General features: G+C 62.0%; 12 protein-coding genes. 6 read left to right on the forward strand and 6 right to left on the reverse strand.

Translation table 11 applies throughout. The features are described from left to right. Nucleotides 1-8 precede the first annotated feature (8 nt). Nucleotides 9-1,148, reverse strand: a complete 1,140-nt coding sequence (locus ACMV18_RS05570) for a methyl-accepting chemotaxis protein (RefSeq protein WP_420817022.1) — start codon at nucleotides 1,146-1,148, stop codon at nucleotides 9-11. A gap of 224 nt (nucleotides 1,149-1,372) precedes the next feature. Between ACMV18_RS05570 and ACMV18_RS05575 the strand changes: the two genes are divergently transcribed. Together ACMV18_RS05575 and ssb are read left to right on the forward strand one after the other, a co-directional pair. Next, entirely contained in the window at nucleotides 1,373-3,343 is a 1,971-nt protein-coding gene (locus tag ACMV18_RS05575; protein WP_420817023.1) for a methyl-accepting chemotaxis protein, read from the forward strand. Nucleotides 3,344-3,468: 125 nt separating this feature from the next. Then, nucleotides 3,469-3,978 carry a single-stranded DNA-binding protein gene (gene ssb / locus ACMV18_RS05580; RefSeq protein WP_420817024.1) on the forward strand — a complete coding sequence of 170 codons (510 nt, stop codon included), beginning with the start codon at nucleotides 3,469-3,471 and terminating at the stop codon, nucleotides 3,976-3,978. Nucleotides 3,979-4,031: 53 nt separating this feature from the next. On the opposite strand, the gene ACMV18_RS05585 is transcribed toward ssb, so the two are convergent. Continuing rightward, complete coding sequence (locus ACMV18_RS05585; RefSeq protein WP_420817025.1) at nucleotides 4,032-4,844, reverse strand: 5'-methylthioadenosine/adenosylhomocysteine nucleosidase; 813 nt, start codon at nucleotides 4,842-4,844, stop codon at nucleotides 4,032-4,034. Nucleotides 4,845-5,177: 333 nt separating this feature from the next. Here ACMV18_RS05585 and ACMV18_RS05590 point away from each other — a divergent pair, with 333 nt between their 5' ends. Genes ACMV18_RS05590 through purT form a run of 3 tightly spaced genes read left to right on the forward strand, consistent with a single transcriptional unit; the run spans nucleotide 5,178 to nucleotide 8,521 of the window. After that, complete coding sequence (locus ACMV18_RS05590; RefSeq protein ID WP_420817026.1) at nucleotides 5,178-6,080, forward strand: helix-turn-helix domain-containing protein; 903 nt, start codon at nucleotides 5,178-5,180, stop codon at nucleotides 6,078-6,080. Beyond that, on the forward strand, nucleotides 6,077-7,225 hold the full coding sequence (locus ACMV18_RS05595) for a sensor histidine kinase (RefSeq protein WP_420817027.1): 1,149 nt from the start codon (nucleotides 6,077-6,079) through the stop codon (nucleotides 7,223-7,225). The genes ACMV18_RS05590 and ACMV18_RS05595 overlap by 4 nt, the downstream gene beginning before the upstream one ends. A gap of 45 nt (nucleotides 7,226-7,270) precedes the next feature. Further along, the gene (gene purT / locus ACMV18_RS05600; protein ID WP_420817028.1) at nucleotides 7,271-8,521 is read left to right on the forward strand and encodes a formate-dependent phosphoribosylglycinamide formyltransferase; all 1,251 of its coding nucleotides are present in this window, start codon (nucleotides 7,271-7,273) and stop codon (nucleotides 8,519-8,521) included. A gap of 10 nt (nucleotides 8,522-8,531) precedes the next feature. Here purT and ACMV18_RS05605 read toward each other — a convergent pair whose 3' ends face one another. Beyond that, the gene (locus ACMV18_RS05605; RefSeq protein ID WP_374256669.1) at nucleotides 8,532-9,299 is read right to left on the reverse strand and encodes a Crp/Fnr family transcriptional regulator; all 768 of its coding nucleotides are present in this window, start codon (nucleotides 9,297-9,299) and stop codon (nucleotides 8,532-8,534) included. A gap of 146 nt (nucleotides 9,300-9,445) precedes the next feature. On the opposite strand from ACMV18_RS05605, the gene ACMV18_RS05610 reads away from it, so the two are divergent. Beyond that, nucleotides 9,446-9,757, forward strand: coding sequence for a HigA family addiction module antitoxin (locus ACMV18_RS05610; RefSeq protein WP_374256670.1), 312 nt, complete (start codon nucleotides 9,446-9,448; stop codon nucleotides 9,755-9,757). A gap of 98 nt (nucleotides 9,758-9,855) precedes the next feature. On the opposite strand, the gene ACMV18_RS05615 is transcribed toward ACMV18_RS05610, so the two are convergent. From ACMV18_RS05615 to ACMV18_RS05625, 3 genes are all read right to left on the reverse strand, one after another. After that, a complete protein-coding gene (locus tag ACMV18_RS05615) occupies nucleotides 9,856-11,352 on the reverse strand; it encodes an AMP nucleosidase (RefSeq protein WP_420817029.1) in 1,497 nt (498 codons plus the stop codon). A gap of 109 nt (nucleotides 11,353-11,461) precedes the next feature. Then, nucleotides 11,462-11,863: a biopolymer transporter ExbD gene (locus ACMV18_RS05620; protein WP_374256672.1), complete on the reverse strand. Its 402-nt coding sequence runs from the start codon at nucleotides 11,861-11,863 to the stop codon at nucleotides 11,462-11,464. Between the two features lie 66 nt (nucleotides 11,864-11,929). Beyond that, nucleotides 11,930-12,583, reverse strand: coding sequence for a MotA/TolQ/ExbB proton channel family protein (locus ACMV18_RS05625; RefSeq protein ID WP_420817030.1), 654 nt, complete (start codon nucleotides 12,581-12,583; stop codon nucleotides 11,930-11,932). Between the last annotated feature and the right edge of the window lie 21 nt (nucleotides 12,584-12,604).

The raw sequence follows: 12,604 nt of genomic DNA on the forward strand, positions 1-12,604 counted from the left end.
GGACGTCCTCAAAAAAACTCGATTCCGGTTTCCCGTTGAATCGTTGTATTGCCGTGATGCTGCGAGCGCTGCTCTTCCATGGTGTAGCTCGCATCCAGTTGGGCCAGCCATTCACCGGCCTTGGTCATACTGAGATCACCACCCTGCTGGAGATGCTCACCCATGCGTGCCATGTCCTCCATGACACACGTCAGGATCTGACTGAGTCGATCCTGCATTTGGAAATTCATCAGCACGCGCTCCACTTCGTCGCGCACCAGCACGCCGGTCTCCTGCAGATCGCGGGATGAACGGTTCAAATCATTGAGGCTGCTCAACAACGTCGAGATCACCGCCCGCGCCCGTTGATCCACCAGCAAACGCAGCGATTCATCGCTGTCATCAAAGCCCGAGGTCTTGATCCGCAAGGACTGCAAGGTTTCATCCAGGGCAGTCACGCGCGACATCATCTGATTGGCCGCCGAACCCGACTGGTTCGACAACTGACGCACCTCTTGCGCCACCACCGCAAAGCCGCTGCCTTGCACACCGGCGCGCGAAGCCTCAACCGACGCATTGAGCGCCACCATATTGGTTCGCCGCGCCAGCTGACGGATCTGCGTGGCGGTCTGACGCAAGCCCGCCACCTCCACATTCAACTCATCCAGCCTGCGGTAAGCCTCGCGCCGCGCCTCCATCGACTGCTGCAACGGCTCCATCAAGGCATTGACGGCGTCCTGACTGTGCGCCAACACCTCATCCACGCCCGCATCGGTCAAGCCCGCTGCATGCCCCTGCGTCACCTGAACAGCTTGATCCAGGCGTTCCGATATGGAGCCAAAAGACGACAAGATGCTGCTGGTCGACTCTTCAGAATGCTGCTTGGCACTTTCGATCTGACGACTCCAGACGGGCAACACCTCGGCCACCAAGGGGGCCTGTTCGCCCCGCATGTTCGTCAAACCGCTGTCCTTGTCCCGTGTCATCAGGCGCACGCCAAACAAGGTCATGCCACCCAACAAAATGGCCGCCCCCCCGGACGAAAGCCCCAGCCACTCCCCCGCAAAGCACGCCATCACCACACCGACCGTCGCGACGAGCGCCGGCGCCCAGCGCCCAGCAGGGCTGCCTGAGTCCGAGGGCTGATCTTCGTAGGTGGAAAGGGGCATCTTGTGTCCTGCAGGGTTGACCAACCGACAGAAAAAAGGAAACACATCGTCTATTCGGCCATCTCACGGAAATCTTGAATCGTGAAAAGCGCCCCTGAGCCGCAGAAAAGGCCGCCAAGCCACGCCATTCTTTCCACATTGCGGCAAACATCTGCATTTAGGAAACCGCAACTTCGACCGATAAGCCTGAGATAGAGCCTTACCCACGAGAAGGGGCGTCCGTCATGCCACAGCCATTCCGCCTACCGGAACGACTGAACTTTCATCTGCCCAACTGGCGCCCCAGCCCCGAATGGCTAGAGGGCATGCGAGAGTTTTTCCGCTACCACGGCATTCTGGCACCCATGGTCCGTTTAATGCGTCAAATTGGTTTTGCGCACAAGGCTTTACTGGTCGCCGCGGCTTTTGCTGCCCCCACCAGCTTCATCGCCGTGATGCAATTGCAGACACAGTGGTCGCAATGGCAACGAGCCAAAATTCAGTACGATGGCTGGCACTTTCTGGTCAAGGCGCAAAAGCTCCGCCACGCCATTGATTTCATACCAGGGCACGACACACCCGCCTCACGCCAGCAAATTGAGCAAACCTACCTGGCACTGGCCGCCACACACGACGAATTGGTCAGTACGCTCGGCAGCAAGGAGGCTTGGTCCACGCTTCAAGCCGCCTACCTCAAGCTCAACACCCCCAACAAGCAGGACTGGGATGCCAGTCAGCCGCTCAAGCAACTCGCCCAAGCCACCGATGCGCTCAGCGACGTGGCCGCCGATCAGGCTCGACTGACGCTCAACTCCTCCCCGGCCATTCAGATGCGTGCACACATCTTGGTGCATGGGATCGCCGCCGTGAGCACGCAACTGGAAGCCTTGCAGTCCCTTCAGCAACAAGCATCGACCCCGCGCTCCACCGTCGCCCCGTCGCTGCTGGCGGAGTCGACCATTTTGAAAGTCACGCTCAATGCCCTCATCCACGACACACGGCGACTGCAGGGCGAAGATCAAACCGTCAGCCCCTCCCTGCCAGACGCCTTGATCGCGCAGATCAAGCAGTTGAGCGCCAGCGTCTCGCTGGTGGCCACCGTGGACCCAGAGAAGCAAGCCAGCGTCCTCAACAGGATCCCCCCCATCCTGCAAGCATTGCGTCAGCACGAGCAGCGACTGATGGATGAGCTGGGCCTCGCCCTGTCCCAGCAAGAGCAAGCCATGTGGCACCAGTTGCTCAAATTGCTCACCATCGTGATCGTCGGCACACTGGCCTCGGCTTACATGATGGCGGCCTTCTCTCGCGTCATGCGCGGGGGCATGCACCTCATCCAGCACGAGGTCGAGCGCATGGCACGCGGCGACCTCAGCGGACGCAAACTGCCCCAGGGGGATGACGAGGTGGCACACACCCTGCTCAGCTTGCGCGAGTCACTGGCCCGTCTCTCCGACCTGTTTACCGTCGTCCGACGCGGCGTCGCATCGGTCTCGCATGCCTCAGGAGACATTTCATCGGCCAGCGAGTCCCTGGCCGAGCGCATTCAGACCGCCACGGATGCCATCGCTGGCTTGCAACAAGGGGTGGCCACCACCCTGGACTATCTTGAATCCAACCAGCAGTGCGTCGCACAAGCTGTGGAGCGGGCCCACCATGTGACCGCCGATGCGCGCCGCAGCCGCCGGGCCATGACCAAACTGGCCGATGTGATTGAAAGCCTGCAAACACGCAGCCGCGAAATCAGCAAGATCGTGACTTTGATCGATGGCATCGCCTTCCAGACCAACCTGCTGGCCCTGAACGCGTCCGTCGAAGCGGCCAAAGCGGGCCCGGCAGGCAAGGGCTTTGCCGTCGTGGCCTCAGAGGTGCGCGCGCTGGCCTTGCGCGTGGGCGAAGCCGCACAACAAATCGGCGAGGTGGTGAATGCTTCCACGCACGAAACCGCGCAAGGGCAGGAGATTGCACGCACCACGGTCGAGGCCGTGCGCGCCACCGAAGCCAATGTCGATGACATGGGCCTCATCCTGCACCGGTTGGCGCAGATCACCCGAGACGGTCGCCAAAACACCGAGCTGATGGGCCGCACCATGGGAGAGGTCGACAGCAACAGCGAGCAAACCAGCGCCCTGGTCGTTCAGGTCGCGCATGCCGCCCGAGAGCTGCGCCACCAAAGCCTGAAACTGGCGGAACAAGCGTCGCGCTTCAAGCTGGGGTAGCCGGCAAGGGCCCCAAAGGAGCGCCCCAGCTTTGGGGAGGAAAGAGTGTGCCCGTTGGAGGTGATAATGCCTCGGCTAACTAACGGCACCCTCATTTAACCAACCTACGTTTTCAGGAATCGGCCATGGCCGCCATCAACAAAGTCATCCTCATCGGCAACCTGGGTCGCGACCCCGAAGTGCGCTACACCCCCAACGGTGCAGCGGTGTGCAACGTGTCCGTCGCCACCACCCGCAACTGGAAGGACAAGAACAGTGGCGACCGCGTTGAGGAAACTGAATGGCACCGCGTGGTTTTTTATGACCGTCTGGCCGAAATCGCTGGCGAATACCTGAAGAAGGGGCGCCCCGTGTACGTGGAAGGCCGCCTGAAGACCCGCAAGTGGCAGGACAAGGACGGTCGCGACAACTACACCACGGAAATCGTGGCAGAACAAATGCAATTGCTGGGTGGCCGCGAGGGCGGCAGCTCAGGCTACGGCGGTCAAGGCGGTGGCGATGACTTCAGCCAGGAAGCACCGGCAGCACCAAGCCGTCCTGCCGCACGCCCTGCGCCAGCACCTCGTCCCGCGCCCGCACCTGCGCCCAAGTCGTCGACGGGCTTCGACGACATGGATGACGACATTCCGTTCTGACCCCTCACGGCGTCCCCCACACACCCAAGCCCGCAGTTCCCTGCGGGCTTTTTTCATGCTGCGCCGAACACATCCCCGCCATGCTGGTCGGCATGACGATCCAGCAATCCCAAGACCATCGCCTGGGAATAGCGGCTGGCCACAGTACTGATGAAGCGAGGGAAGTCCACGTGCGCAGTGTCATCGGCACGATCCGAGATCGTGCGCAGGATCACGTACGGCACCTCAAAGTCATGACAAACCTGGGCCACCGCAGCCCCTTCCATTTCCACCGCCAACACGTCAGGAAGGTGGTGCCTCAAGGTATCGCAGTCCGCAGCAGAACTCACAAACTGGTCCCCGCTGACGATGAGCCCCATGTGCACACGCGGGGCATGGAGGCCCAGCGCATCCAGATGCACCTGCGACAACGCCCCACCGGCGGCCAGCGATGACACATCCAACACCTCGGCCACGCGATCACGCACTCGTCGGGTCAACGACCGCTCAGGGTGCAGTCGCGTGATGCCCTGACCTGGCAACTCGTACTTCGGGAACAAGGGGGAGGCATCCATGTCATGCTGCATCAAGGCATCCGCCACCACCACATCGCCCACGCGCACCGCAGCCCCCAGGCCGCCCGCCACCCCCGTGAAGATGACGGCACACACGCCAAATTCCGCCACCAGCAGCGTGGTGGTCAAGGCCGCAGCCACTTTCCCGATGCGTGACAGCACCGCCACCACCGCACGCCCCTGCAAGTGCCCGATCCAGAAATCACGGCCCGCTCGGCGAACGACCTCGGCATCCGGCATGCTGTCAATCAGTGCCTGGAGTTCTTCCGGCATGGCGGCCATGATGCCAATACGATCTGCAACAAACGACATGATGTGCGACGCGAAACAAAGCGCACATCATCACACCAATCGAGCAGGCAGAAAAAAACCACCCAGAGGGTGGTTTGTGGAAAGCCGGACGGCATCAACGCGACCGTGGCACAAGTGCCCCTGCGCATTGCCCAACCCCCGAAAGGGCCGAGATATAGAAAATTCCCTGAGCGGCGCCTTTTCGAGATGTTTTGTAACCAGCGCACCAAAACATTCTAGGATGCATCCAAATCTATTCCGCGCAAAAATGATCGTTTGTTACCATTTCGCATCGGACGCCCCCGAAACAGGGGCACGCGAGGATAATGCCGCCCATTGAGCGTCAAACCAACCATGGAACCCACAGAAGCACCAGATAGCGCCGAATTCTCAGCAGATGCTGCCACCAGCTGGGTGTCGGTCTGCCTGAGCAACATGCTGGCACGACACGGCATCACGGCGCGCAGACAGGCCGCGGAAATCGCGCACATTTGCGCGATTTCGGTCAGCCAGGCTCGTCGCAAGCTGCGTGGCGCAGCCTGGCTGTTTGATGAGGTCCTCCTGCTGTGCTCGCACTTCGGGGAGTCCATGGATGTCGTCTTCAGCCAGGCGCACGGTGGTCTCGGCACCACCACCAAGGTGGCCGTCTGTCAGGCCACGCTGTTGATGGATGGTCAGCGCATTCCTTGTGAAGTCGAACTGGGGCCCCTTTGCAGCAATGCCGAGGAATCCCCCACCCAACTCTTCGCCAAGCGAGACAGCGAGGGCTGGTTTGCCGGCACCCGCGCTGGCCTGAGTCGCATGGGCCCATTGGGGCCGTGTTACCTGGTCAAACACCTGCAACTGGTCACACCGGAGCCGGATGCCAAGGCACGCATCGCCGTGCTGGACGACGACCAAGGCGCGGCCGAGGCCCTGACCGACTGGTTCAATGAAGTGGGCTATGACGCCCACGCCTTCACGCAGGCGGATCAGCTGCTGAAGGCATCCGCCAACCCGTTCGATGCCTATGTGCTGGACCTGTTGCTGGGCCATGGTCAAACCTCTCAACACGTGGTGGAACACATCCGGCTGCGGCAGCCGCGCGCGCCCATCGTCTTGCTGACAGGGCAGTTGCGCGAAGGCAATGCCTCCGAGTCCACGCTGGCCACGTTGCTGCGCACGCAGGATCTGACCTTTTTTGAAAAGCCCGTTCGCCCCGCCATGTTGACCGCGGCCATTCAAAGCACCCTTGATCGGCTGAGCCAACTGCCATGATGTTGCTGGTGCGTCAACGCTTGACGGAAGCTTCCACACGCATGCGCGCCCAAGGCCGACGCCTGCTCGCCTTGCCGCTGATCCTCGTCAGCATCTGGTTCCTGGTTCGCATCACGGCGCTGGCCAGTCCGTCGGATGCCTTGGGCTGGCATGCGCTGGCCGCCTATGCGCAGTTCATGCCGCTGCTGTACGTCGGCGCCTACATTGCGCTGCCTCAGCGGGGCGCCTGGCTGTGCTGGGCGCACTATGCGGCGCTGTGCGTTCTGTACGCATGGCTGTTCGCTGTGGGCGGGCACGTGCCCCCGTCGTCGATGTCGGGCCTGGCGGATGACTTTTGGTTCACCATGCTGCTGAGCCATCCGTGCTACATCCTGGCGCTGCATTACATCTCGGCGCTGCGCGGCCGCATCCGCGCCGCCAAACAAGCCGCAGGGCAAGACAAGGAGCGCTTCCTGGCCATGCTGTCGCACGAGATCCGCTCGCCCTTGCAGGCCATGCTGGGCTCCATTGATCTGCTGGCCCTCAAAGTCAAAGAAGGCACCGCCGAGCAACGCGCCGTCAACCGCATGCGGGTGGCCGCCACACAGCTGGACACTTATCTGCGAGATGTCACGGCGTTTGCTCGCCTGGAGAACCCCACCTGGAAGCTGAACGTCGGCCCCGTGGTACTGGTGCCTTTGCTCAAGGATGTCTGCGACCACTATCAGCACAAGGCGCAAGACAAGGGGCTGAGCCTCAGCCTGGACGTGTGCGAACTGCCTGCTGACTGGCCCATTCAGACCGACCCGCAGCGCCTTCGCCAGATTCTGGACAACCTCGTCAGCAACGCGCTGAAATATTCCGAGCATGGCACCGTGCAGGTTCGTGCCGCACTGGCCGGGGTGGCGCTGGACGAGGTCACCATTGAGGTGCAAGACACCGGCATGGGCATCCCGGCAGAGGCCCAAGACAGCATCCTCGAACCCTATGTTCGCCTGGACGAGTCCATCGACCCCAGGATTGAAGGCACTGGTCTGGGCCTGTCCATCGTGCGCACCTTGGTCGAGCGCTTGGGCGGGCGACTGTCGGTCGACAGCATCCCCGATCTGGGCAGCTGCTTCCGCGTCACCTTTCCCTGCAACCCGGGCTTGCAGAAGAGACAATAATCGTTCGTTTCAACGTTCGAGCACCGCCCATCAGCGGCCATTGTCATGAGCACGCCCTTGCAAACTTTGCCTCTCGGCACCCCTCTGTCCCCCTCTGCAGCACGCGTCATGCTGCTGGGTTCCGGTGAACTGGGCAAAGAGGTGCTCATGGCGCTGCAACGCCTCGGCGTCGAAACCATCGCTGTCGATCGCTACGACAACGCCCCCGGCCAGCAGGTGGCTCACCACGCCCGTACCATCACCATGAGTGATGCCGAGCAGTTACGCACGCTGATCGAAGCCGAGCGCCCCCATTTGGTCGTCCCGGAAATCGAGGCCATCGCCACGGCAGAGCTGGAGCGCCTGGAAGCCGCAGGCGTGGTACGCGTTATCCCCACAGCACGTGCGGCACGCCTCACGATGGACCGCGAAGGCATTCGCCGACTGGCGGCCGAAACCCTGGCGCTGCCCACCAGCCCCTATCGCTTCTGTGACTCCCAGGCCGAACTGCAAGCGGCCATCGATGGCACAGACGGACAGCCTGGCATTGGCTACCCCTGCATCGTCAAGCCCGTGATGAGCTCTTCAGGCAAAGGGCAAAGCAAGATTGACGGCCCCGCCGACGTGGCCGCAGCATGGGACTACGCCATGGCCGGTGGCCGCGTGAGCCACGGTCGCATCATCGTCGAGGGCTTCATCGACTTCGACTACGAAATCACACAACTCACCGTGCGCGCAGCGGGCCATGGCGATGCCGCCCAATCGGTGTGCACCCATTTCTGCGAACCCATCGGTCACCTGCAGGTCAGCGGTGATTACGTGGAAAGTTGGCAGCCTCACCCCATGAGCCCCACGGCATTGCAGCGCGCCCGAGACATCGCCAAGACCATCACCGACAACCTCGGCGGGCAAGGCCTTTTTGGCGTCGAGCTGTTCGTCAAGGGGGACATGGTCTGGTTCAGTGAGGTCAGCCCCCGCCCTCACGACACTGGCCTGGTGACCCTGAGCACCCAGACGCAAAGCGAATTTGAACTGCACGCCCGTGCCATCCTGGGCCTGCCCGTGGACACCAGCTTGCGCAGCCCTGGCGCCTCGGCAGTGATTTATGGGGGCGTGGACACCCAGGATGTGGTGTTTGACGGCGTGGCCGACGCCTTGGCTGAACCCGGGACCGACCTGCGCCTGTTCGGCAAACCCGAAAGCTTTGTCAAACGCCGCATGGGTGTGGCACTCGCCACAGGCGAGTCCATTGACACCGCACGCGACAAGGCCCGACGTGCGGCCGCCAAGGTCAAACCGCGCGCCGTCGCGCGCTGACCCACCGCACTCAACGACCGTGCAAAGGTGGCATCCAGCCGCCGGATGACAACAATCCGGCATCGATGCCACCGGTTCGCGACAACAGCCCGGGCAGATCGATGATCTCGATTTCGGCATACCGCAAGATGACCACGCGCTCCCGCTCCAGCGCTCTCAGTGCCTTGTTGACGGTCTGACGGGACACCCCCAGCATGCGCGCCAGATAAGCCTGCGGCAAACGCACGTGCCGCCGCGCGGATTCGGGCTGCAATTGCCCGAAGTTCAGCGCCGAAAACAGCAGGCGCCGAGCCAGTTGCTGCTCCATCGTCAAGGTCGCCTGATCTTCCATGGCTGTGAGCATCAGCCGCAACTTGCTGCATGCCAGACGCGCCACATCGCGCCAATACTGCGGGTGTTGTGCCAGCCAATCTTCAATGTGGGTCTGCGCCACCACCAGCACCGTGGAATCGATGTCCGCCACGGCATCCTGGCTTCTTGGCAACTGATCCAGCAGCGAAATCTCGCCAAACCAGTGATAAGGCTCGACGTAGAGCGTCAAGCGGTGGCTGCCATCAAAAGGATGGCTGGACCCCAACTGCAACGCACCGGCCACCACACAACACAAGGCGGCCGATTTGTCCCCACGCGCGAACAAGCTTTCCCCAGCACGCAGGTGGACCAGCCGAGAACGCGCCAGCAAGGCCTGCTGCAAGGGCTCGGGGCAACTGCCAAACCACAAATGGGTTTTGAGCGCGGGCAGCAGACTGCTCGGTGTGGGCTCGGATCTTTTGATCATTGTCGATTAACGGCAAACAGATGGGGATTTATTCACATCTGGGCAAAAAGGTTGAACGGGGCGCGTGAGATTGTCCAACATTTGACAATCTATTAGGGATTCTTCCCATAGGATCGAGCCCATATCTGGAAAAACCCTTAGAAAACATGACCCAAGCAGTACACCCTGGATCCATTCTGCGCGCCAAGTTCATGGAACCCAATGGCCTGTCGGCCAGCGGCTTGGCCATTCGCCTGCATGTCCCCGCGCCTCGCGTGAATGACATCGTGCGTGAGCGTCGTGGCATCAGCCCTGACTCGGCTCTGCGCTTGGCTCGTTTCTTTGGCACCACCCCTCAATACTGGATGGACCTGCAAACCGCCTACGACCTGCGCGTCGCAGAAGACCTGGCTGGCGAGCAGATCTGCCGTGAAGTGAACCCCATTCAGACCCTCAGCGACAACCGCGCTGCGGCCTGATTTTCCGGGCCTCAGAGCCCACCGCTTGGCAAGCCTGATCAACTTGCTGGCAACGAAGGATTAACCCGATGCCCTGCATCGGGTTTTTTTTCGTCTGATCACTGGAATGCCACTTCCGCAAAGCTGCGCAGCTTGCGGCTGTGCAGTTGCCCGGACAAATCAGCCCGCAAACGCTCGATGGCCCGCAAACCAATGCGCAGGTGCTGATCGACCCGCTCCCGGTAAAACTGATTGGCCATCCCCGGCAACTTCAGCTCGCCGTGCAGCGGCTTGTCACTCACGCACAGCAAGGTGCCATAGGGCACGCGAAACCGGAATCCGTTGGCCGCAATGGTGGCGCTTTCCATGTCCAGCGCCACCGCCCGGCTCTGGCTGAAGCGCCGCTCGGGCTCGCGCTGGGGCAACAACTCCCAGTTGCGGTTGTCAGTCGAGGCCACCGTGCCCGTGCGCATGATGCGCTTGAGCTCATAGCCGTGCAGTTGGGTCACATCGGCCACGGCCCCCTCCAGCGCCAACTGGATCTCGGCCAGAGCCGGAATCGGCACCCACAGCGGCAGATCCTCGTCCAGCACATGGTCCTCCCGCACATAGCCATGCGCCAGTACGTAGTCACCCAGTTGCTGTGAGTTGCGCAGCCCTGCACAGTGGCCCAACATGATCCACGCATGCGGCCGCAGCACGGCAATGTGGTCGGTGATGGTCTTGGCATTGGCGGGCCCCACACCGATGTTGACCATCGTGATGCCGCTGCGATCCCGGCGAATCAGGTGATAAGCCGGCATTTGAGGCAAACGCGGCGGCACCGCACCCAAGGCATCTTCGGCCTCGACCGATTGCCCCACACGCCGGGTGACGACATTGCCCGGCTCGACAAAAGCGATGCAGTCGTCGTCATCGCGTGGGTGCGCAGGATCCGGCGCGCGCCGCATCAACTCGTGCCCCATGCGCACAAATTCGTCGATGTAGAACTGATAGTTCGTGAACAGAACGAAGTTCTGGAAATGTGCCGGAGACGTCCCGGTGTAGTGCTTCAGCCGGTGCAAGGAATAGTCCACGCGCGGTGCGGTGAACAAAGCCAAGGGCCGGGCCCCGCCTCGGCTCTCGTAGGTGCCATTGGCGATGCCATCGTCCATGGCACCCAGATCAGGCAGGTCGAACAAATCACTCAGCAACACGCGTCGCTCTGGTGGCAGGCTGCCTTCCAGATGCTGATGCTCGCTCAGCGCAAAGTGAATGGGAATGGGCGCTGTGCCCAAGCCCACCTCAAGCGACACGCCGTGGTTTTCGAGCAGCAACTCGAACTGCTCCCGGTAGTAATCGGCATACAGGTCCGGACGCGTCAGCGTGGTCTCGTAGGTGCCTGGGCCGGCCACGAAACCGTAGGACAGCCTGGAATCCGCGCGGGCCACCGTGTCGGTATGGATGCGCACGAACGGGTACTTGCCTCGCACCGGATGGCGGAACGTCTCCCCCGCCACGAACCGCTTGAGGCAATCCCGCAGATGGTTCACCTGTGCGTCATACACCTCGAAGACGTAGGCCAAAGCCTGATCGGCCTTGCCAAATCGTTGGGTGCTGAACTTGGGCGCTGCCATGGTCACCTCCTGAACGCGAGTCAAGATGAAGACCATTGTGCGCGCGACTGCATGACATCCCGGCGCAAGCGGCAGACGCGCGCCCGCGCTGTCGCAATCAGCCGACAGGTCAGCGCGATGAGGCGGCGCTGGCGCCCGCCGCGCCTTCGGTCACGAACGCCACCCGGTTGAGTCCGGCGGTTTGCAAAACCCCGATCAGCTCGGCCACGCGCCCGTATGACACGGCCTGATCGGCGCGCAGTTGCACTTCGGTGTCCGGCTTGACACGCGCCTGCTCGGTCGCACGCTTGGCCAGTGCCTCTTGTGTGATGACCACATCGTCCAGATACAGCTTGCCGTCGGCGTTCAACCCGACGTTCATCACCACGGGCACCGGCTGAGTCGGTGGCGGCGTTTCAGCATTGGGCAAATCCAGCTTCAGCTTGGAAGTCATCATCGGCGCCGTGATCATGAAAATGATCAACAGCACCAGCATGACGTCGATCAGCGGCGTCATGTTGATGTCACTCATGGGCTGACTGCCCTGGGGTCGCTCAAGCCGGCCGAATGCCATGATGCTGTGCCTGTTGAAGAAAGGTCAGCGCGCCTGACGCGCCAGCAAGGTCTCACGCAGGTCGTGCGCAAAGCCTTCCAGATCAGCTTCGCAGGACGACACGATCTTGCCAAAGATGTTGTAGGCCAGCACGGCCGGAATGGCGACCGCCAACCCCGCAGCCGTCATGATCAGGGCCTCGCCCACCGGGCCGGCCACCTTGTCCAGGCTCACCGAGGCCTCGGTGCTGATGCCCATCATCGCGTGATAGATGCCCCAGACGGTGCCAAACAGCCCCACGAAAGGCGAAACAGCCCCCACAGAGGCCAGCAACACCTGCCCCGCCTGCAGTCGAGCCAGCACGTCATGCAGGCTGTCACGCAGGCGACGCGTCAGTTGCGCCTCCAGCTGCGCCTCGGCCTCCAGCGTACCGACTTCGGCGGGCGTGTTCACGGCTTCCACCAAAGGCAGGAGCACGGCTTCGCGATCTTGCTGAGCCAGTGCTTGCTGCGCTGCGTCCATCGAGTTGGCACGCCAGAAGGCTTGGGCGCCACGCGTCAGATCGTGACGGGCGCGTGTCAGCATCCAGCCCTTCCACAAGATCACCACCCACGCCCCGATGGACATCAGCAGCAGCAAGATTGCCACCGCACGCCCAATGGCATCACCTTGCTCCCAGTACTGCGCCAGACCACCCATGGTGTTGTGCTCCCTTGTGTC

The sequence above is a fragment of the Aquabacterium sp. genome (assembly GCF_048860245.1).
Classification (GTDB): domain Bacteria; phylum Pseudomonadota; class Gammaproteobacteria; order Burkholderiales; family Burkholderiaceae_C; genus Aquabacterium.